Raw genomic sequence first — 19,661 nt, 5'->3', positions numbered from 1 at the left:
TACAATTCGCCATGGCCGGCGCGGGCGCCGGCCGGTTGATCGCAAAGCCTCAGCGGAAATGTCGGCATCAGTGCGCCACCGCCGCCGCAGCCGCCTCGTCGATGAGACGGCCGGTGCGGAACCGCTCGAGCGTGAAGGGCGCATTGATCGGGTGCGGGTCGTCCCTGGCGATCGTGTGGGCAAAGACGTTGCCCGAACCAGGCGTCGCCTTGAAGCCGCCCGTGCCCCAGCCGCAATTGACATAGAGTCCCTTGACCGGCGTCTTCGCCAGGATGGGCGAACGGTCCGGCGTCACGTCGACGATGCCGCCCCAGGAGCGCAGCATCTTCATGCGCGTGAAGATCGGGAACATCTCGCAGATGGCGTCCAGCGTGTGCTGCAATATGTGCAGGCCGCCGGTCTGCGAATAGGAGATATACTGGTCGGTGCCGGCGCCGATGACCAGCTCGCCCTTGTCGGACTGCGAGATATAGGCGTGCACGGTGTTCGACATCACCACGCAAGGCACCACCGGCTTGACCGGCTCCGACACCAGCGCCTGCAGCGGGTAGCTTTCGAGTGGCATGCGCACGCCGGCCATGTTCATGATGACGGAGGAATGGCCGGCGGCGACGACACCGACCTTCTTGGCGCCGATGAAACCGCGCGTCGTCTCGACGCCGGCGACGGCGCCATTGGCCGCGCGCTTGATGCCGGTGACCTCGCAGTTCTGGATGATGTGAACGCCGCGCGCCGAGGCGCCGCGCGCATAGCCCCAGGCGACCGCATCGTGGCGCGCCGTGCCGCCGCGGCGCTGCAAGGCCGCGCCCATCACCGGATAGCGCGCCTCTTTGGCGATGTTCAGCGGCGGACAGAATTCCTTCGCCTGCTCCGGCGTCAGCCATTCATTGTCGATGCCGTTGAGCCGGTTGGCATGGATGTGGCGCTTGAACACCTGGACGTCATGCACATTGTGCGCAAGCATCATGACGCCGCGCGCCGAATACATGACGTTGTAGTTGAGCTCCTGGCTGAGCCCGTCCCACAGCTTCAGCGCATGGTCGTAGATGCCGGCGCTCTCGTCATAGAGGTAGTTGGAGCGGATGATGGTGGTGTTGCGGCCGGTGTTGCCGCCGCCGAGCCAGCCCTTCTCCAGCACCGCGACATTGGTGATGCCGTGCTCGCTCGCCAGATAATAGGCCGTCGCCAGGCCGTGGCCGCCGGCGCCGACGATGATGACGTCGTATTCCTTCTTCGGCTCGGGCGAAGTCCACTGTTCTTCCCAGCCCTTGTGGCCGCGCATCGCCTCGCGGGCAATGGCGAATACCGAATATTTCTTCACGTTATAGCCTCGCGCCAAAAATCGCGGATGTCGTCCGCCCGTCACGCGAGGTGTATCACTAGCGAAACCGTGCTGCCATCCTTGCGCTGTTTGCGACGGCGCTTGCCGTTTTGCGCCACAGGTTCGCGGCGCCTGCCCGACCAGCCGCAATCCGACCTGCAAGTCAGCTTTCGGGTGGCTGCCGAAATGCCGATCTGCGAGCAAACACCCGACCGCCGGCAAGACCGGTTCAATGGAAGGATGATAGAGACATGTTCGCGCTCACCAACAAGGTCGCCATCGTCACCGGCGCCAGTTCGGGCATCGGCCGCGCCACCGCCAGGCTGTTCGCCGAACAGGGCGCCCGCCTCGTCGTTGCGGCGCGCCGCCGGACTGAGCTCGACGCGCTTGTCGGCGAGATCGAGGAAGCCGGCGGCACTGCGGCAGCACTTGCCGGCGACGTCAGGGACGAGGCCCACGCGAAGGCTCTGGTCGAGCTTGCGATCGAAAGGTTCGGCGGTCTCGACATCGCCTTCAACAATGCCGGCTCCGTCGGCGTGATGGCACCGCTTCCCGATATGGCGCCGGCAAGCTGGCGGGAGACGATAGACACAAACCTGACCAGCGCCTATCTGGCCGCGCGGCAACAGATTCCGCCGATGCTGCAGCGCGGCGGCGGCTCGCTGATCTTCACCTCGAGTTTCGTCGGCTGCACGGCCGGCATGCCGGGCATGGCGGCCTACGCCGCGGCTAAGGCGGGCCTGATCGGACTGACGCAGGTGCTGGCCGCCGAATACGGACCGAAGGGGCTGCGCGTCAACGCGCTGCTGCCCGGCGGAACGGACACGCCCGGTGCCACAACCACCACGCCCGAGGCCCGCGCCTTCGTCGAGGGCATCCACGCGCTGAAGCGCATGGCGCAGCCGGAAGAGATCGCCCGCTCGGCGCTTTATCTCGCTTCTGACGCTTCGAGCTTCACCACTGGCACGGCGTTGTTTGCCGATGGCGGAGTATCGATCAACCGGACGTGAAGGGATTGGTGGGCATGGGTTGCCCACCAGCCGAAAATGTCGTGAAGCGGCCTTGCATTTCTGCGCGGTTTGACGATTCCGTTTTCTCGTCGAAGACGGACGGGACCGATGCTGCTGATCAGAACCTATGTTGCCCAGAGCGCCATCGAAGGCGTCGGCGTTTTCGCCGCCGAGCCGATCAGGAAGGGTGCCTCGATCTGGCGGCTCGATCCCGATTTCGATCGGCTGATCCCAATGGAGAAATACGAGGCGGCGCCGGCGCATCTGCGCGAATTGCTCGACCGCTACGCCTATCCGAGCCCGGACAGGCCGGGTTTCATGGTCTATGAGGTCGACAACGGCCGCTTCATGAATCATTCCGAGCGGCCGAACACCGATTTCTCGCAATATGGCGGCGCCACCGCCATTCGCGACATCGCCGCCGGCGAGGAAATTACCTGCGACTATGGCGAGTTTTTCGAGGATTTCGCCCGCCTCCATTTGGCGACGGCGTGAGCGCGGAGCAGGCGAGGCGAGGCGCACCGGTTTTTGATCACGGTTTCCTGCAATCAACGGTGGACAGCACGGCCTGATTCTGCTATCAGCCGCCACAATTCGCGGTGCAACCCGCCGCGGAGGCATGGTGGCTATGGCCGCTTGCCTGTTGATTTCAAACCCGAAGACAGGATTGCCCGTGCAGGTACTCGTCCGCGACAACAACGTTGATCAGGCGCTTCGCGCGCTGAAGAAGAAGATGCAGCGCGAAGGTATTTTCCGCGAAATGAAGATGCGCGGTCACTACGAGAAGCCGTCCGAGAAGCGTGCCCGCGAGAAGGCCGAAGCCGTCCGCCGCGCCCGCAAGCTGGCCCGCAAGCGCGCGCAGCGCGAAGGCCTGCTGCCGATGACCCCGCGCCCGGCTCCCGCTGGTGCTGCCGGCGCATCGCGTTCGCCGCGCTGATAACGCCAATTTTTCGTCCTTTTCGAAGGATACCGAGGGTGGCGCGATGCGGAATCGCCGCCACCTTTTTGTTTATGCATTCGAGCCGGTTCGGAGAGGGAACGGACCTGACGGCGCGGCGCCAGTGAGGACAAAGATGAACGCAATTACCGTGGAGCGCAGAACCGCTTTTCGCGGCTTCGCCCTGACGGCGGCCCTGCTTTCGGGCCTGACCCTTGCAGCATGCCAGACAGCCCCGACAGGGGAGTTCAACAACATCGACAAGGCGCAAGGGTCGACTGAGAACATCTCCTCGCTGTCGGCGGTCATCCAGCGCAATCCGCAGGATCCCGAGGGCTATAATGTGCGCGGCTCGGCCTATGGCCGCGGCGGCCAGTACCAGGCGGCCTTGAAGGATTTCAACCAAGCCATCCAGCTCAATCCGAATTTCTACCAGGCCTATTCGAACCGCGCGCTCATCCAGCGCTTCCTCGGCAATCAGGAAGCGGCGCTCGCGGACTACAACCGCTCGATCCAGATCAACGCGAATTACGACGCCGCCTATATCGGCCGCGGCAATCTCTATCGCAAGGCGGGCCGCACCCAGGACGCCTTCAACGACTTCCAGAAGGCAATCCAGCTCGACACCACCGACGCCCGCGCCTACCACAATCGCGGCCTGATCTATCAAAGCCAGGGCCAGCACAAATTCGCCATCGAGGACTTCTCGACCGCCATATCGCTGGCGCCGGACGCCGCCGAGCCCTACAACGGCCGCGGCCTCTCCTACCTCGCCATGAACGACGAGGACAATGCCTTCGCCGACTTCAACATGGCCATCAAGCTCGACGGCAAGAACGCCGAGGCCTGGGCCAACCAGGCGCTTATCTACGAGCGGCGCGGCGACAAGGTAAGGGCGGCCAAGTCCTACCGCGAGGCCATCCACCTCGACCCCAACTACCAGCCGGCCAAGGACGGTTTGTCGCGCACCTCCGGCAGCGCCAGCTGATCGAAAGCTGACGCAAGCAAGGTTGCTCCGCGACACCAAGGCGTCGCCTGCGATCACCAAGGCGTCGCCTTCGATCGCCAAGGCGTCGCCTGCGATCGCCCTGTCGTGCCGGCGATCGCACTGTTGCGCCCCGGAGACGCCCGTAGCGGTCCGTTAACCGCCTGGCGCAATGCGTCGACCTCTGCCATGCTCGCGCCAAGTTTTCGGCGGAACGCTCCTCGCACCTCGACCGTTTAATCGGGGCCAATTTTTTGCGAAAGGACCTTTCCAATGATCAAAACGCTTGCCTGTGCCGCCGCCGCGCTTACCGCCACGGTCCTCGCTTCTCCGGTCAACGCCGGCACGCTCCGGCTCGGCACGCTCGATTGCTCAATCGACGGTGGAACCGGCTATATCATCTCGTCAAACAAGGGCGTGTCCTGCGTCTTCCGGCCCTCTCATCACGGGCCGGCCGAGATTTACACCGGGATGATCTCCAAGCTCGGCGTCGATGTCGGCAAGACGCATCAGGGCCAGCTCGTCTGGGCGGTTCTGGCCGCCACCCCCAGTCATGACGCGGGGGACCTCGCCGGCAGCTATTACGGCGTCAATGCCGAGGCGAGCGTCGTGACAGGCGGCGGCGCCAACGTCCTGGTCGGCGGCTGGAATAGCGCCTTCATGCTCGAGCCGCTCAGCGTCCAGGCGCAGACCGGCGTCAATCTCGCCGTCACCGTGGCCTCGCTGGACCTCGTCCACTCCTACAAGTAGAACTTTCAATCGGAACCGATGCGGCCCGGGACATTCGTTCCGGGCCGCATTTTTTTTGCGCGCTGGTCCACCGATATCGCTGAAAAAGCCTCTTGAGCTCAACTGCGCTTGAGGTTCTACAAGCCCTGCCGATCTGGATCTGGCGCCCTGTTCGAAAGCGAATGAGGCTGCTGTAGCAAGCAGGAGATCGACGTGACCGCAGCAAGCGGCAACAAGGTGAATTGGCGGGCGTTGTGGGCAAGCGGCGACCTGGCGCGCTTCTGTTTCATCAGCCTGGGTATTCTGCTGCATGCTACCAATGAGACGATGGTGGCGACGATCATGCCGGCCATGGTCGGCGAGCTCGCGGGCGTGCAGCTGGTTGGCTGGTCGCTGGCGATCTACGAGCTTGGCGCCATTGTCGCTGGCGCCGCGGCCGGGCGGCTGGTGAGCTATGTCGCGCTGCGCTCCAACATGGTGGTCGCCGCTTTGCTCTACGCGACAGGCGCGCTGATCTGCGCCACGGCTCCCTCGATGCCGCTCTTCCTCGCCGGACGCCTGGTCGAGGGTCTTGGCGGCGGCGCGCTCGTGTCGCTCGCTTTCGTCTCGGTCGAGCGGCTGTTTTCGCGCAACATCTGGCCGCAGCTCTTCGGCATCATGTCGGCGATCTGGGGCGTCGCCGCCTTCAGCGGACCGATGCTCGGCGCGATCATGACAGAGTTCCTGTCGTGGCGCTGGGCCTTCGGCGTCTTCACCTTCGGCGGCGCGGCGATGGCGCTGGTAAGCTTCATGGTGCTCGACACACCCGAGGCGACGAAGCCGCAGGCGGGCGGGGGCTCCGCACCGCCCTTTCCCTATCCGGCGCTCGCCTGTCTCGCCATCAGCGTCGTGCTGATCGCCGCAGCCGGCATCGACATTGCCCTGCTGCGCTCGTCGCTGCTGCTGGCCCTCGGCTCGATCGGGCTGGTCCTGTTCTTCCGCATCGACGCCCTCAGGCCGCGCTCTCGCCTCTTCCCGTCACCTTTGTTTTCATGGCGTACGCCGCTCGGCAGCGGCATGACCATGGTTGCGGCGTTCTCGGTGGCCACCTGCACCTTCGCCATTTACGGGCCGCTGCTTTTGACCACCCTGCACGGCATACCGATCCTGACGACCGGCTACATCATCGCCGCCGAATCGATCGCCTGGTCGATCCTGTCGATCATCATCGCCAATGCGCCGCTGGAACGCGAACGCGTGATCATCGTCATCGGCGCGCTGATGATCGCCTCGGGCCTCGCCGGTTTCGCCTACACCATCCCGGCGGGCTCGATTCCGCTGATCCTGCTCTGCGCTCTGCTGCAGGGCGGCGGCTTCGGCATATGCTGGCCGTTCCTCACGCGTGTCATCGTCGCTTCGGCCCGTGAAGGCGAGCAGACCATCGCGTCGGCCGCCGTGCCGACCATGCAGCGCATCGGTTACGCGGTGGGCGCGGCGCTCGCCGGCATCGTAGCCAACGCCAGCGGCTTCTCGGAAGGGCTGAACCGCGAAGCGGCCGCCGGCGTCGCAGGCTGGCTGTTCCTTGCCTTCGTGCCGCTCGGCGTTCTGGGTTGCATCGCAGCTCTGAGGATCGCCATGCCGGCCGTTCGGCCACAGGAAGCGGCAGGCTAATGGTAACGGGTCGGTTAACCGGCCCGCTACTCTCAAACGACAACCGTCTGCAGCCGTTCGGCGATCAGCGCAGCGAGCCGTGTCGCCACCTCGTCCTTGCCCATCTCCGGCCATTCCTCGACGCCGGTGCGGGAGACAATGCGTACCTTGTTGCGGTCGCCGCCCATGACGCCCGATGGGCCGATCCCGCTCTCATGCGAGACGTCGTTGGCGACGATGAAATCGGCGCCTTTCTTCCTGAGCTTGGCCTCGGCGTTGCCGATGAGATCCTGCGTCTCGGCGGCAAAGCCGACGACGAGACGCGGCCGCTGGCTATGATGGCCGACGCCGGCCAGGATGTCGGGATTCTCGACCATCTTGAGCGAAGGCGGTCCCTCGCCCGCCACCTTCTTGATCTTCTCGCCGGCCGCATTGGCCGTGCGCCAGTCGGCGACCGCGGCGACGAACACCGCGGCGTCCGCCGGCAAAAGGCCCTCGACCGCTTCCTTCATCTCTGCCGCGGTCTCGACATGCGTGGTCGTGACCCCGGCCGGATCGGCGATATTGACCGGGCCGGAGACGAGCCTGACATCGGCCCCGAGCTTCGCCAGCGCCGCCGCGATCGCATGGCCCTGCTTGCCGGAGGAGCGATTGGCGATGTAGCGCACCGGGTCGATCGGCTCGTGCGTCGGCCCCGAGGTGACGATGATCCTGCGGCCGGTAAGCGGCTTCGGTCTCTCGTCGAGCATCGCCTCGATCGCGGCAACGATCTCCAGCGGCTCGGCCATGCGACCTTCGCCGGCCTCGTTGCTTTCCGCCATCTCGCCCTTGGCGGGACCGACGAAGGTGATACCGTCCTTCTGCAAGGTCGCCCGGTTGCGCCGCGTCGCCGGGTGCGACCACATCTTCGGGTTCATCGCCGGCGCCATCAGCACCTTCTTGTCGGTTGCAAGCAGCACCGTCGAGGCAAGGTCGTTGGCATGGCCGTTGGCGAGCTTCGCCATCAGGTCGGCGGTCGCCGGCGCGACCACCAGCAGATCGGCCTCGCGCGACAGCCTTATATGGCCGACATCATGCTCGTCATTGCGATCGAACAGCTCGGTGAAGACATGGTCGGCGGAGAGCGCGCCGACCGACAGCGTGGTGACGAATTCCCGCGCGGCCGATGTCATGACGACCCTGACCGACGCACCGCGCTCGCGCAGGCGCCGGATCAGGTCGAGCGCCTTGTAGGCGGCAATGCCGCCGCCGATGATCAGCAGGATGCGCTTGCCGGCAAGCGTCCCTCGAATTGATGGCTTGCCGGATACTGTTGAGATGGGACCCGCTTGCCGATTGGAGCCTGTCAGCGCGCGCAGCGTCTTCTCGATCTCGTCGATGCGGTCGGCCTGCCCCGCCCTTCCTTCGACCGCTGCGCGGATCATCGCCCGCGCCTGCTCCTCCATCGAGCAGCCGTTTTCGGCAGCCATTTGGCGCAGCAGGTCCTTGACCTCGTCGTCAAGGTTGCGGATCGTGATGCTGGCCATCTGATTGCACCCGCTTCAAACTTTCGCCGGCAATGATAGCAATGCAATCAAACTGCGGCAAGGCGGGTGGCGGTCAGAAAATCCGCCAGGCGATGTAAAGCAGCGTCAACGCGATCACCCAGAGCGCCAAGCGGCCGGAGCGGGTATGGCGCGCCTCGGCCTTGCCGATGGCGTGCGCGGTCGCCTCGTCGAAGCGCAGGCCATGTTCGGCCATCAGGTCGATTTCGCGCGACAGCCGCTCGGTGCGGGCGGCGATATCCGGCGCCTGCCTTGCCAGCGCCACCAGCGCCTTGCCGGCGTCGCGCGCGTCAGAGAACATGCCGCGTGGGCCGAGATTGCTGGCGATCCAGTCGCCGACCACCGGCTCCGATGTCTTCCACATGTTGAAGGCGGGATCGAGCGTGCGGGCGACGCCCTCGACCACGACCATCGTCTTCTGCAACAGGATCAGCTCGGGCCGGGTGGCCATGTCGAACAGTTCCGTGACCTCGAATAGCAGCGTCAAAAGCTTCGCCATCGAGATGGTCTCGGCAGACTGGCCATGGATCGGCTCGCCGATGGCGCGGATCGCCTGCGCGAAAGCCTCGACATTGTGCTGGCGCGGCACGTAGCCGGCCTCGAAATGCACCTCGGCGACGCGCTGATAGTCGCGCACGATGAAGCCGTAGAGGATTTCGGCCAGGAAACGCCGCTCTTTCTTGCCGAGCCGGCCGGCGATGCCGAGATCGACGGCAACGATGGTTCCGCTCGCCTCGACGAACAGGTTCCCCGGATGCATGTCGGCATGGAAGAAGCCGTCGCGCAGCGTGTGCCTGAGGAACGACTGGATGAGGTTGGCAGCGATCGCCTTGAGATCGTGACCGGCGGCGGCAAGGCCGACCAGATCGTTCATCTTGACGCCGTCGATCCACTCCATGGTGATCACGTCGCGGCCGGTCCGCTCCCAGTCGACCGCGGGCACCCGAAAGCCTGGATCCCCCTTCGTGTTTTCACCGAGCTCTGAAAACGCGGCCGCCTCGAGCCGCATGTCCATTTCGACCTTGGTGGTCTGCGCCAGCGTTTGGGTCACCTCGATCGGCCGCAGCCGGCGCGACGATGGAATGTATTTTTCCTGCAGGCGGGCGGCGAGGAAGTAGCTCTCGAGGTCCTGGAAGAAGCGATGGCGCACGCCGGGCCGGATGACCTTCACCGCCACCCGTGAAGCTTTCCCGTCGCGAACGACTTCGGCGCCGTGCACCTGGGCGATCGAAGCGGCCGCAACCGGCTCGCCGAAGCTTGCGTAGAGGTCGCCGATCTTGCGCCCGAGCGAGGCCTCGATAGCGGCGATCGCCTCCGTCTTCGGGAATGTGTGCATCTTGTCTTGCAGAAGGGCGAGGTCGACCGCCATGTCGTTGCCGACGACATCCGGTCGCGTGGCCAGGAACTGGCCGAGCTTGACGTAGGATGGCCCCAGCCGCACCACCGCCTGCGCCAGCCGGTCGCCGCGCTGATGCCGTCTGGCGCGACGGCGGGTGAGCACGCGCGCCAGCCGCCAGCCGAGCTTCGGCATGCCGGAAAGCTCTTCGCCGGGCAGCGCCGCGACGACACCCTCGCGGACCAGCACCCAGCCGGCCCTGGCGAGCCGGAAAGCGGCGCCAACGCTGGTCATCGGACGCTGCTCATCGCCTGGCCTGCCTCAAAGATTCGGGCCTCAAAGCTTCCAGCCCGAATGAAGTGCAGCGATGCCGCCCGAATAATTACGGAAGCTGACGCGATCGAAGCCCGCGCGGGTGATCATGGAAGCAAAATTCGCCTGATTGGGGAATTTGCGGATCGATTCCACCAGGTAGGAATAGGGCTCGCCGTCGCCGGTCACCGCTCTACCGATTTTGGGGATGGCGTTGAAGGACCAGGCTTCGTAGGCCTTGTCGAGCAGCGGCATGTCGACCTCGGAGAACTCCAGGCAAAGGAACCGTCCGCCGCGCTTCAGCACGCGGTAGGCTTCGCTCAGCGCCACATCGATGCGCGGCACGTTGCGTATGCCGAAGGCGATCGTATAGGCATCGAACGTATTGTCGTCGAAGGGCAGCGTCTCGGCATTGGCCTCGACGAAATCGGTGTTTTCCGAGAGCCCTTTCTTCCCGGCGCGGTCGCGGCCGATGTCGAGCATCGAGCCGTTGATGTCGAGGACCGTCACATGCGCGTTGCGATGGCTGGCCTCGACGATGCGGAAGGCGATGTCGCCGGTGCCGCCGGCGACGTCGAGCACCTTCCAGCCCGGGCGCTTCGGCGGATTGAGCCACGCCACCATCGCGTCCTTCCAGAGCCGGTGCAGCCCGCCGGACATCAGATCGTTCATGAGGTCGTATCGATTGGCCACCTTGTGGAAGACATCGTTGACGAGGAACTGCTTGTCGCCTTCGCCTACCTTCCTGAAGCCGTAGGAGGTTTCCATGCCGCCCGCGGCCGTGGTTCTCTCAACTGACATTATTTTGATCCGCCATAAAACCGGCGGGACCATAGCCGATCGATGGGGCCGACGCTATTGTCGAAGGCGCGGTTTTCAGCCGCGCCTTCGATACGGCTTCGGGAAGAGTCTCGCATGATTTTTCGCCCCGAATCCGCGCGGGCACAGCATACCGGACGGGATGGCCGCATGATCTTGAAAGCCGAATTGCACTGCCACATCGAAGGGGCAGCGGCGCCCGACCTCGTCGTCAGCCAGGCCCGCAAATACGGCAAGGACCCCTCGCCCTATATCCAGAACGGCTCCTTCGTCTGGCACGATTTCAGCTCTTTCCTCGCGGCCTACGACTTTGCCTCCGACCTGTTTCGCACCGAGGAAGACTATGCTCGCCTGACCGATCATTATCTCACCAGCCTCGCCCGTGACGGCGCCATCTATTCCGAGGTCTTCACCTCGCCGGATCACGCCAGGAAGGCCGGCCTCTCGCCCAAGGCCTATACGGATGCGCTGGGCGAAGGCATAGCCCGCGCCAAGGCCAGGACCGGCATCGAGGGCCGTATGATCGTTACCGGCGTTCGCCATGTCGGCGTCGAGGCGATCGAGCAGGCGGCGCGCTTCGCGGCGCGCTGCGGCCATCCGCTGGTGACCGGTTTCGGCGTCGCCGGCGACGAGCGCATCGGCGACTTCGAGGATTATGTGCGCGCCTTCGAGATTGCCCGCGAGGCCGGCCTCGGCATCACCATCCATGCCGGCGAGCTGATGGGCTGGGAAAGTGTCAAAGCAGCGCTCGACCATATCCGCCCGTCGCGCATCGGCCATGGCGTGCGCGCCGTCGAAAACCCGGACCTCGTTCGCCGCATCGCCGCCGAGGGTGTGGTGCTGGAATGCTGCCCGGGCTCGAACATCGCGCTCAAGGTGTTCGACAGTTTCGCCGACCATCCCTTCCCGGCGCTGCGCGCGGCCGGCTGCAAGGTGACGCTCAATTCCGACGACCCGCCCTATTTCTGGACCTCGCTGAAACGCGAATACGACATCGCCGCCGAGCATTTCGCCATGGACGACAAGGCGCTCACCGCCGTCACCAGGACGGCCATCGAAGCGGCCTTCGTCGACCGGAAGACCAAGGCGACACTGCTGGGCCGGCTCGACGCTAAGGGCCGGTGAATGGTGAATGGTGAATGGTTGGTTTGCCGGCGCGCCTCGGCGTGTCAAGGCAATCATCGAACCATCAGGACTCGCAAACCCGCTCACTATTCACTATTCACCATCCACCGTTCACCATTCACGGGAGCAGACCATGCAGGGCGTCACCGTCGTCGACCACCCCCTTGTCCAGCACAAGCTGACCATCATGCGCAAGAAGGAGACCTCGACGGCCGGCTTCCGGCGTCTGTTGCGCGAGATCTCGCTGCTTCTGGGCTACGAGGTGACCCGCAATCTCGAACTGACCACCACCACCATCGAGACCCCGATCGAGGAGATGGAGGCGCCGACGCTGGAGGGCAAGAAGCTGGTCTTTGCCTCCGTGCTGCGGGCCGGCAACGGCCTGCTAGAAGGCCTGCTCGACCTGGTGCCGGCGGCGCGCGTCGCCCATGTCGGCCTCTATCGCGACCACGAGACGCTCGAAGCGATCGAGTATTTCTTCAAGGCGCCGAGCGACCTTGCCGACCGTCTGGTGATCGTCGTCGATCCGATGCTGGCGACGGCCAATTCCGCAATTGCCGCGATCGACAAGCTGAAGGGGCGCGGCGCTACCAACATCCGCTTCCTCTGCCTGCTCGCCGCGCCCGAAGGCATCGAGCGGTTTACCAAGGCGCATCCGGATGTCCCGATCTTCACCGCCTCGATCGACCGCCAGCTGAACGAAAAGGGTTACATCATGCCTGGCCTCGGCGACGCCGGCGACCGCATGTACGGGACCAAGTGAGCGTTTCTTTACCGCTTGTTTACGCAAAGACCACGGTTCCGGCGCCCGTTAAAGCTGAAAACACCATGTCGGCGTAGGCATTGGACCTTTATGAAGGTCGATCCATGCTGCGCAAGCTTCTCCTCCTTGGTGTCTTTGTCGGAGGCTCGGCATCGATCCCGATCGTCTATCAGTCGAACCCACGGATGGTCGAAGCCCTGCTGCGATCGGCGGTCGCCTCGCAGCCTGCGACCCCGGATGCCCAGCCGGACGTCAAGCTCGCTTCGGTTCCAGTCAGGCCGGCGGCGCCGATGCCGCTCGGCCGCCAGGTGTTGGTGAATGCCGACGAGCGCGGCCATTTCACCTCCGCCTTCAAGCTCAACGGCCGTCAGATCGACGGCATGATCGACACCGGCGCGACGCTGGTTGCCATCAACACCTCGACCGCGCGCCGGATCGGCATTTCTCTCAACCAGTCCGATTTCAGCCAGCAGGTGAACACGGCGAACGGCGCCATCAAGGCCGCGGTGGTGACCGTCGATCACCTGCAGATCGGCAAGATCTCCATCGACAACGTCCAGGCGGTGGTGCTCGACGACCGGGCGCTGCAAACCAACCTGATCGGCATGAGCTTCCTGCAGCGGCTGCAGAAATACGAAGTCCAGAACGGCGCGCTGCTGCTCGTGCAGTAGGAATTGAGCCCCACATAGGGTGTGTCGAGATTCAGGTCAGGCCGGCATCACCCGAATATCAACGCATCCTAAAGCGCGTCGCGATCTTTCAGATTCGCTCCATGCGCTTTAGGTTTTTGATTTTGCGCATGTCTTTGTCCCGAAACGGTTCCCACTTTCGGGAGACGCGCTTCAAAGCGGCAGGATCCGCCTGAGGACGGTCTTTTCGGCGGACGGCTTCGCGGCGCCGGTCGAATAGGCGGAACGCACCGCGGCGGCGGCAGTCTCGGCGTCCGCCTCGGTCCGCGCATGGACCAGCGCCAGCGCCTCGCCCGCCCGCACCTCCGCCCCGACCGGCAGCAGCCTGGTGAGACCGACGGCATGGTCTATCTTGTCGTCCGGACGGATGCGTCCGCCGCCCAGCGCGACGACGGCGAGCCCGATATCGCGCGTCGCGATGCCTGTGACGAAGCCGTCCTTCGCCGCCTCAACCGCCAATTCCACCGCGGCTCTGGGGAGATACTTTTCCGGGTTCTCGACGAAATCGGCGGGACCGCCGAGCGCGTTCACCATGCGCGCGAACACCGCCGCCGCGCGGCCGCCGGCAAGCGTCTCGGCGGCGCGCCTGATCCCGTCCTGGTTGGACGAGACGATCCCCGCCGACTGCAGCATTTCGGCGGCGAGCGCCAGCGTCACGTCCTCCAGCCGCCGGTCGCGGAGCCGGCCGGTGAGGAAGTCGACCGCGTTCCTCACCTCGACCGCATTACCGGCGGCCGAGGCCAGCGGCTCGTTCATGCCGGTCACCAGCGCCGAGGCCTTCAGGCCCGCGCCGTTGGCGACTTCGACCAGGCTGTTCGCCAGGGCGACGGCGTCGCGCGACTTCTCCATGAAGGCGCCATTGCCGACCTTGACGTCGAGCACCAGCGAGCCCAAGCCCGCGGCGAGCTTCTTCGACAGGATCGAGGCCGTGATCAACGGCACCGATTCCACCGTGCCCGTCACGTCGCGGATCGCATAGAGCCGGCGGTCGGCGGGCGCGAGATCGGCGGTCTGGCCGATGATGGCGCAGCCGGTCTCCAGCACGGTCTTGCGGAAGCGCGTCACATCCGGCTGGCTGGTGTAGCCGGGGATGGCGTCCATCTTGTCCAGCGTGCCGCCCGTGTGGCCGAGGCCGCGGCCGGAGATCATCGGCACATAGGCGCCGCAGGCCGCGACGATCGGCGCCAGCATCAGCGAGACATTGTCGCCGACGCCGCCCGTCGAATGCTTGTCGGTGACCGGGCCCGGCAGGTCGGACCAGTCGAGCACGTCGCCGGAATCGCGCATGGCGAGCGTCAGCGCCACAGCCTCCTCGCGGCTCATGCCTTTGAGGAACACCGCCATGGCGAAGGCGCCGATCTGGCCCTCCGAGAGCGTGCCGGCCGTTATGCCCTCGATGAAGGCAGCGATCTCCTCGGCCGAGAGCCGGTGGCCGTCGCGCTTGCGGCGGATGATTTCCTGGGGGAGCATCAGCTTTCCGGCAAACCTTCCTCGAAGACACGCCGCAGGATGGTCGCCAGCCGCGCGCCGCCGACCGGCGCCATATCCTTGGTTTCCTGGTGCGAGAGTTCCGCCCCTGTCATGCCGGCCGCGAGGTTGGTGACGACCGAGCAGGCAGCAACCTTGAGACCGAGGAAGCGGGCAAGGATGACTTCCGGCACCGTCGACATGCCGACGGCATTGGCGCCCATGACGCGCGCCATGCGGATTTCGGCCGGCGTTTCGAAGCACGGTCCGGAAAACCACATGTAGACGCCCTTGTGCAGCGCCGTGCCGGTTGCCTTCGCCGCCGTCTCGATCGCCTTGCGCAAGCCGGCGTCATAGGCCTCGGTGAGACCGACGAAGCGGCGATCGCTCGGCTCGCCGATCAGCGGGTTGGAGCCGGAGAAGTTGATGTGGTCGGTGATCAGCATCACCGAGCCCGGCCCCATCTCCGGGTCGACCGAGCCGGCGGCGTTGGTGAGGAAGAGATGCGAGATGCCGATGCCGGCAAGCACCTCCAGCGCCGGGCGCATCGCAGCGGCGTTGCCGTGCTCGTAATAATGCGCGCGGCCGGACAACATCAGCACCGGCGTGCCGGCGAAACGCCCAGCAACGACCTCGCCGGCATGGCCGGAAACACCGCTGCGCGGGAAGCCCGGCAGTTCGGCATAGGAAATGCGCCTTTTGTCCTCGACCTCGTCGACCAGCCCGCCGAGGCCGGAGCCCAGCACAAGGGCCGCGGTCGGAGTCAGCCCATCGAGTTTCTCGACCAAATGATCCAGCGCTTCCTTCATTTCAACCCACTCTTCATTTCAAGATGTCGCCACTGAAACCGTAAGGCAGCATCTCGCCCATGGTGACCGTCTCGACCACGCCGGTATTGTCGCAGAGATAGAGCTTGGTTTCCGGCCGGCAGAACTCCGCCAGCCGCTGCCGGCAGCCGCCGCAGGGCGAGCACTTGGCCATGCGCTCGGCGATCACCGCGATCTCGGTGATCTTGCCGCCGCCGCCCATGATGTAGTGGCCGAGCGCGGTGGTCTCGGCGCACCAGCCCTCGGGATAGGAGGCCACCTCGATATTGGCGCCGGTGAAGACGCGGCCGTCCTCGGTGCGCAGCGCGGCGCCGACGGGAAACTTGGAATAGGGCGCATAGGCCTTGGCCATCGCCGTCTTCGCAGCCTCGAACAGATCATGCGACATTCAGTTCTTCTCTCCCACGATCTTGTTCAAATGCTGGTTGCCGAAGCTGCCGAACCCTTGTGCAGTCCAGGCCTCAGCGTTCCTTGACGTAGGGCACGCCGCCGGCGCGCGGCGGGATCGCTTTGCCGATGAAGCCGGCGAGCAGGACGACGGTGAGCACATAGGGCAGCGCCTGCATGAACTGCGCCGGCACCTTGCCGACGATGGGCAGCGGCGAGCCCTGCAGGCGAATCGATGCCGCGTCGAGGAAGCCGAACAGCAGGCAGGCGAACATGGCGTTGACCGGCTTCCATTTGGCGAAGATCAGCGCGGCAAGAGCGATATAGCCCTTGCCCGCGGTCATGTCCTTCACGAAGCCGCCATTCTGCACCATGGAGAGATACGCGCCGGCCACGCCGGTCAGCACGCCGGTGCAGATCAGCGCGCGATAGCGCAGCCAGGCGACCGAGATGCCGGCCGTGTCGACGGCAGCCGGGTTCTCGCCCACGGCGCGCATCCTGAGACCGAAGCGGGTGCGGAAAAGCACCCACCAGGTGAACGGCACCATGGCGAAGGCGAAATAGACCAGGATCGAATGGCCGGAGATCAGCTCGGCGTAGATCGGCCCAAGGATCGGCATGTCGCGGACGGCTTCGGCGCCGGGCCAGACGATCGCCTCGAACCGCTCGCCCGGCTGCAGCGCCGGTGTTCGGCCGCCCTGCTGGAACCAGGCCTGGCCGAGGATGATGGTCGAGCCGGCGGCGACGAAATTGATGGCGACACCGGAGACGATCTGGTTGCCGCGATGCGTGATCGAGGCGAAGCCGTGCACCATGGCGAAGGCGACCGAGATCAGGATGGCCATGCCGAGGCCGATGAAGGCCGAATGGAAGACGGAAGCTGCCGCGGCGCCGGCGAAGGCGCCGACCAGCATCTTGCCTTCGAGACCGATGTCGAAGATGCCGGCGCGCTCGGAATAGAGGCCGGCGAGACAGGCAAGCAGCAGCGGCACCGACAGGCGGATGGTGGAATCCAGAACCTGGACGATAGCGTTGAAGACGTCCATCTCAGGCCCCCTTCCCGTTGACCGCCTGCATGCCGACCGATTTCGGGCTGAACGAGGCGAACAGCGCCTGGATATAGGGCCTGAACATATGCTCCAGCGCGCCGGCGAAGAGGATGACCAGGCCCTGGATGATGACGATCATGTCGCGGCTGATCGCCGGCATCTCGAAGGCAAGCTCGGCGCCGCCCTGATAGAGCATGCCGAACAGGATCGCCGCCAGCACGATGCCGACCGGATGCAGCCTGCCCATCAGCGCAACCGCGATGCCGACATAGCCGGCGCCCGAGACGAAATCGATCGCCACATTGTGCTGGTCGCCCATCACCGGGTTGAGCGCCATCATGCCGGCCAGCCCGCCCGAGATCATCATCGCGGTGAGGATGATGCGGGTTTCCGAGATGCCGGCATAGCGCGCCGCCTTCGGGCTATGGCCATAGGTGCGCATCTCGTAACCGAGCCTGGTGCGCCAGATCAGCAGCCAGACCAGGAACGCCATCACCAGCGCCAGCAGGAAGCAGATATTGAGCGGCGCCGAGCGGATCTTGGCGCCGAACAATTCGAGCATCCAGTTGAGCTTCGGCAATTCCGCGCCGGCGAGGAAGTTGCGTGTCTGCGGCGCCTGCGATCCCGCCGGCTTCAGCGGACCGACCAGCAGATAGACCATCGCCGAGGCGGCGATGAAGTTGAACATGATGGTGGTGATGACGATGTGCGAGCCGCGCTTGGCCTGCAGATAGGCGGGGATGAAACCCCAGAGCGCGCCGAACAAGGCCGCGGCAACGATCGCTATCGGAAAGATCACCCACCAGGGCAGCACGCTGTCGAAGCTCAGGCAGACGAGCGCGATGCCGAGGCCGCCGATATAGGCCTGGCCCTCGGTGCCGATGTTGAACAGGCTGCAATGCGCCGCCACCGCCACCGACAGTCCGGTGAAGATGAAGGTGGTGGCGTAGAACAAGGTGAAGGCGATGCCCGTGCCCTTGCCAAAAGCGCCCTCGACCAGAATGACGGCGGCGCGGAACGGATTTTCGCCGACCAGCATGACGACGAAGCCGGCGACGATGAAGGCCACCGAGAGATTGATCAGCGGGATCAGCCCGTAATCGGCCCAGGCCGGCAGCTTGGTGTAAGGCGTGCTCATTCCGCAGCCTCCTGGTGTTCGACACCGGCCATCAAGAGACCAAGCTCGCCTTCGGTCGCCTCCGGCCCGCGCTCGCCGACGATGCGGCCGGCAAACATCACCAGGATGCGGTCGGAGAGCGAGCGGATCTCGTCGAGCTCGACCGACACCACCAGCACCGCCTTGCCCTGGTCGCGCATGGCGATCAGCCGCTTGTGGATGAATTCGATGGCGCCGACATCGACGCCGCGCGTCGGCTGGCCGACGATCAGCACGCCGGGATCCTGCTCCATCTCCCTGGCCAGCACGATCTTCTGCTGATTGCCGCCGGAGAAATTGGCGGTCTTCAGCCGTGGATTGCCGGGACGGATGTCGTATTTCTCGATCTTGTCCTTGGCGTCGGCCATGATGGCATCGACGTCGAGGAACGGTCCTTTCAGATAGCGCTCGTCGTCGTGATAGCCGAGGATCGAATTCTCGTGCTCCTCGAAGGCGAGCACCAGCCCGACATGGTGGCGGTCCTCCGGCACATGGGCGAGGCCGCGGTCGCGCAATTCGCCGGGGTCGGCCTTGCCGGTCAGGTCGACCGGCTTGCCTTCGAGCATGACCTCGCCGGAAACGGCGTGCCGGATGCCGGAGATCGCCTCGAGCAGCTCCGACTGGCCGTTGCCTGCCACGCCGGCGATGCCGACGATCTCGCCGCCGCGCACGTCGAAGGACACGTCGTCGACCATGGTGACGCCGCGTGAATCCTTGACCGTCAGGTTCTTGACCGAGAGTTTTATGGCGCCGGCTTCCGATTGGCCCTTCTCGACCCGCAAGAGCACGCGCCGCCCGACCATCAGTTCGGCCAGTTCGCCGACCGTGGTTTGCTTCGTCACCCTGGTGGCCACCATAGTTCCCTGACGCATGACCGAGACGGTGTCGGTGATGGCCATGATCTCGCGCAGCTTGTGGGTGATCAGAACCACCGTTTTTCCCTGCTCCTTCAATTGCTTGAGGATGCGGAAGAGGTGATCGGCCTCGGCCGGCGTCAAGACCCCGGTTGGCTCGTCCAGGATCAGGATCTCGGCGCCGCGATAGAGCGCCTTGAGGATTTCGACGCGCTGCTGCAGGCCGACCGGCAGTTCCTCGATGATGGCGTCGGGATCGACCTCGAGGCCGTATTCGCGCTCCAGCCGCTCTAGCTCGGAACGCGCCTTGGCGATGCTGCTCTTCAAAAGCGCGTCGGTCTCGGCGCCGAGGATGACGTTCTCCAGCACCGTGAAATTGTCGACCAGCATGAAATGCTGGTGCACCATGCCGATACCGAGCGCGATCGCGTCGTTGGAGGTGTTGATCGACACCGGCTTGCCGCCGACGCGGATTTCGCCGCTGTCGGCCTGGTAGAAGCCGTAGAGGATCGACATCAGCGTCGACTTGCCGGCGCCGTTCTCGCCGACGATGCCGTGGATGGTGCCGCGCGCAACTTCCAGGTTGATGTCGCGGTTGGCGCGCACGGCGCCAAAACTCTTGTTGATGCCTATGAGTTCGATTGCGGCTTGCGCCATGCAGCCTGTCCCACTCGTTATTTTTTTATCGCTTGGTCAAGATGCCTAGCATGATGCCCCGCCCG

19 protein-coding genes are annotated in these 19,661 nt (G+C 64.9%); 9 read left to right on the top strand and 10 right to left on the bottom strand.

The genetic code is table 11. The features are described 5' to 3' along the window. Positions 1-67 precede the first annotated feature (67 nt). Entirely contained in the window at positions 68-1,321 is a 1,254-nt protein-coding gene (locus tag QAZ22_RS11305) for a sarcosine oxidase subunit beta (protein WP_278074601.1), read from the bottom strand. A gap of 251 nt (positions 1,322-1,572) precedes the next feature. On the opposite strand from QAZ22_RS11305, the gene QAZ22_RS11300 reads away from it, so the two are divergent. The 6 genes from QAZ22_RS11300 (at position 1,573) to QAZ22_RS11275 (ending at position 6,632) form a co-directional block, all read left to right on the top strand. After that, positions 1,573-2,331, top strand: a complete 759-nt coding sequence (locus QAZ22_RS11300; RefSeq protein WP_278206836.1) for an SDR family oxidoreductase — start codon at positions 1,573-1,575, stop codon at positions 2,329-2,331. 108 nt (positions 2,332-2,439) lie between these two features. Further along, positions 2,440-2,826, top strand: a complete 387-nt coding sequence (locus QAZ22_RS11295; RefSeq protein WP_278206835.1) for an SET domain-containing protein-lysine N-methyltransferase — start codon at positions 2,440-2,442, stop codon at positions 2,824-2,826. 178 nt (positions 2,827-3,004) lie between these two features. After that, positions 3,005-3,268 carry a 30S ribosomal protein S21 gene (gene rpsU / locus QAZ22_RS11290; RefSeq protein ID WP_040969057.1) on the top strand — a complete coding sequence of 88 codons (264 nt, stop codon included), beginning with the start codon at positions 3,005-3,007 and terminating at the stop codon, positions 3,266-3,268. Positions 3,269-3,404: 136 nt separating this feature from the next. Further along, positions 3,405-4,256, top strand: coding sequence for a tetratricopeptide repeat protein (locus tag QAZ22_RS11285; protein WP_278206834.1), 852 nt, complete (start codon positions 3,405-3,407; stop codon positions 4,254-4,256). A 270-nt stretch (positions 4,257-4,526) separates the two neighbouring features. Further along, positions 4,527-5,003 (top strand): DUF992 domain-containing protein, encoded by a 477-nt coding sequence (locus QAZ22_RS11280; protein WP_278074605.1) that lies wholly within the window; start codon positions 4,527-4,529, stop codon positions 5,001-5,003. 192 nt (positions 5,004-5,195) lie between these two features. Then, on the top strand, positions 5,196-6,632 hold the full coding sequence (locus QAZ22_RS11275; protein ID WP_278206833.1) for an MFS transporter: 1,437 nt from the start codon (positions 5,196-5,198) through the stop codon (positions 6,630-6,632). Positions 6,633-6,664: 32 nt separating this feature from the next. Here QAZ22_RS11275 and coaBC read toward each other — a convergent pair whose 3' ends face one another. The 3 genes from coaBC to ubiE form a co-directional block, all read right to left on the bottom strand. Then, on the bottom strand, positions 6,665-8,137 hold the full coding sequence (coaBC, locus tag QAZ22_RS11270; protein ID WP_278206832.1) for a bifunctional phosphopantothenoylcysteine decarboxylase/phosphopantothenate--cysteine ligase CoaBC: 1,473 nt from the start codon (positions 8,135-8,137) through the stop codon (positions 6,665-6,667). A gap of 73 nt (positions 8,138-8,210) precedes the next feature. After that, positions 8,211-9,785: a 2-polyprenylphenol 6-hydroxylase gene (gene ubiB / locus QAZ22_RS11265; RefSeq protein WP_278206831.1), complete on the bottom strand. Its 1,575-nt coding sequence runs from the start codon at positions 9,783-9,785 to the stop codon at positions 8,211-8,213. A gap of 42 nt (positions 9,786-9,827) precedes the next feature. Next, positions 9,828-10,604, bottom strand: coding sequence for a bifunctional demethylmenaquinone methyltransferase/2-methoxy-6-polyprenyl-1,4-benzoquinol methylase UbiE (ubiE, locus tag QAZ22_RS11260; protein WP_278206830.1), 777 nt, complete (start codon positions 10,602-10,604; stop codon positions 9,828-9,830). 168 nt (positions 10,605-10,772) lie between these two features. On the opposite strand from ubiE, the gene QAZ22_RS11255 reads away from it, so the two are divergent. The 3 genes from QAZ22_RS11255 (at position 10,773) to QAZ22_RS11245 (ending at position 13,181) form a co-directional block, all read left to right on the top strand. Further along, positions 10,773-11,747, top strand: coding sequence for an adenosine deaminase (locus QAZ22_RS11255; RefSeq protein ID WP_278206829.1), 975 nt, complete (start codon positions 10,773-10,775; stop codon positions 11,745-11,747). 133 nt (positions 11,748-11,880) lie between these two features. Continuing rightward, positions 11,881-12,510 carry a uracil phosphoribosyltransferase gene (upp, locus tag QAZ22_RS11250; RefSeq protein ID WP_278206828.1) on the top strand — a complete coding sequence of 210 codons (630 nt, stop codon included), beginning with the start codon at positions 11,881-11,883 and terminating at the stop codon, positions 12,508-12,510. A gap of 104 nt (positions 12,511-12,614) precedes the next feature. Continuing rightward, the gene (locus QAZ22_RS11245) at positions 12,615-13,181 is read left to right on the top strand and encodes a TIGR02281 family clan AA aspartic protease (RefSeq protein ID WP_278206827.1); all 567 of its coding nucleotides are present in this window, start codon (positions 12,615-12,617) and stop codon (positions 13,179-13,181) included. Between the two features lie 171 nt (positions 13,182-13,352). Here the strand turns inward: QAZ22_RS11245 and deoA are convergent, their stop codons facing one another. The 6 genes from deoA to QAZ22_RS11215 all read right to left on the bottom strand — a co-directional run bounded on the left by deoA (position 13,353) and on the right by QAZ22_RS11215 (position 19,596). Beyond that, entirely contained in the window at positions 13,353-14,669 is a 1,317-nt protein-coding gene (gene deoA / locus QAZ22_RS11240; protein ID WP_278206826.1) for a thymidine phosphorylase, read from the bottom strand. Further along, on the bottom strand, positions 14,669-15,475 hold the full coding sequence (locus tag QAZ22_RS11235; RefSeq protein ID WP_278206825.1) for a purine-nucleoside phosphorylase: 807 nt from the start codon (positions 15,473-15,475) through the stop codon (positions 14,669-14,671). The genes deoA and QAZ22_RS11235 overlap by 1 nt, the downstream gene beginning before the upstream one ends. A gap of 13 nt (positions 15,476-15,488) precedes the next feature. Beyond that, entirely contained in the window at positions 15,489-15,881 is a 393-nt protein-coding gene (gene cdd, locus QAZ22_RS11230; protein ID WP_278206824.1) for a cytidine deaminase, read from the bottom strand. Positions 15,882-15,954: 73 nt separating this feature from the next. Continuing rightward, entirely contained in the window at positions 15,955-16,926 is a 972-nt protein-coding gene (locus tag QAZ22_RS11225; RefSeq protein WP_278206823.1) for an ABC transporter permease, read from the bottom strand. Between the two features lies 1 nt (position 16,927). Continuing rightward, positions 16,928-18,067 carry an ABC transporter permease gene (locus QAZ22_RS11220; RefSeq protein WP_278206822.1) on the bottom strand — a complete coding sequence of 380 codons (1,140 nt, stop codon included), beginning with the start codon at positions 18,065-18,067 and terminating at the stop codon, positions 16,928-16,930. After that, entirely contained in the window at positions 18,064-19,596 is a 1,533-nt protein-coding gene (locus tag QAZ22_RS11215) for an ABC transporter ATP-binding protein (protein WP_278206821.1), read from the bottom strand. The genes QAZ22_RS11220 and QAZ22_RS11215 overlap by 4 nt, the downstream gene beginning before the upstream one ends. Positions 19,597-19,661 lie beyond the last annotated feature (65 nt).

The organism is Mesorhizobium sp. WSM4906 (assembly GCF_029674625.1).
Taxonomy (GTDB): domain Bacteria; phylum Pseudomonadota; class Alphaproteobacteria; order Rhizobiales; family Rhizobiaceae; genus Mesorhizobium.
This window is presented reverse-complemented; position numbering and strand designations above follow the sequence as displayed.

Coding starts and splice junctions, on each gene's coding strand:
- QAZ22_RS11245 (WP_278206827.1), top strand. CDS start 12,615: ATGCTGCGCAAGCTTCTCCTCCTTGGTGTCTTTGTCGGAGGCTCGGCA.
- QAZ22_RS11280 (WP_278074605.1), top strand. CDS start 4,527: ATGATCAAAACGCTTGCCTGTGCCGCCGCCGCGCTTACCGCCACGGTC.
- QAZ22_RS11300 (WP_278206836.1), top strand. CDS start 1,573: ATGTTCGCGCTCACCAACAAGGTCGCCATCGTCACCGGCGCCAGTTCG.
- QAZ22_RS11285 (WP_278206834.1), top strand. CDS start 3,405: ATGAACGCAATTACCGTGGAGCGCAGAACCGCTTTTCGCGGCTTCGCC.
- ubiB (WP_278206831.1), bottom strand. CDS start 9,785: ATGACCAGCGTTGGCGCCGCTTTCCGGCTCGCCAGGGCCGGCTGGGTG.
- QAZ22_RS11220 (WP_278206822.1), bottom strand. CDS start 18,067: ATGAGCACGCCTTACACCAAGCTGCCGGCCTGGGCCGATTACGGGCTG.
- QAZ22_RS11225 (WP_278206823.1), bottom strand. CDS start 16,926: ATGGACGTCTTCAACGCTATCGTCCAGGTTCTGGATTCCACCATCCGC.
- coaBC (WP_278206832.1), bottom strand. CDS start 8,137: ATGGCCAGCATCACGATCCGCAACCTTGACGACGAGGTCAAGGACCTG.
- deoA (WP_278206826.1), bottom strand. CDS start 14,669: ATGCTCCCCCAGGAAATCATCCGCCGCAAGCGCGACGGCCACCGGCTC.
- QAZ22_RS11255 (WP_278206829.1), top strand. CDS start 10,773: ATGATCTTGAAAGCCGAATTGCACTGCCACATCGAAGGGGCAGCGGCG.
- QAZ22_RS11295 (WP_278206835.1), top strand. CDS start 2,440: ATGCTGCTGATCAGAACCTATGTTGCCCAGAGCGCCATCGAAGGCGTC.
- QAZ22_RS11235 (WP_278206825.1), bottom strand. CDS start 15,475: ATGAAGGAAGCGCTGGATCATTTGGTCGAGAAACTCGATGGGCTGACT.
- upp (WP_278206828.1), top strand. CDS start 11,881: ATGCAGGGCGTCACCGTCGTCGACCACCCCCTTGTCCAGCACAAGCTG.
- QAZ22_RS11215 (WP_278206821.1), bottom strand. CDS start 19,596: ATGGCGCAAGCCGCAATCGAACTCATAGGCATCAACAAGAGTTTTGGC.
- cdd (WP_278206824.1), bottom strand. CDS start 15,881: ATGTCGCATGATCTGTTCGAGGCTGCGAAGACGGCGATGGCCAAGGCC.
- ubiE (WP_278206830.1), bottom strand. CDS start 10,604: ATGTCAGTTGAGAGAACCACGGCCGCGGGCGGCATGGAAACCTCCTAC.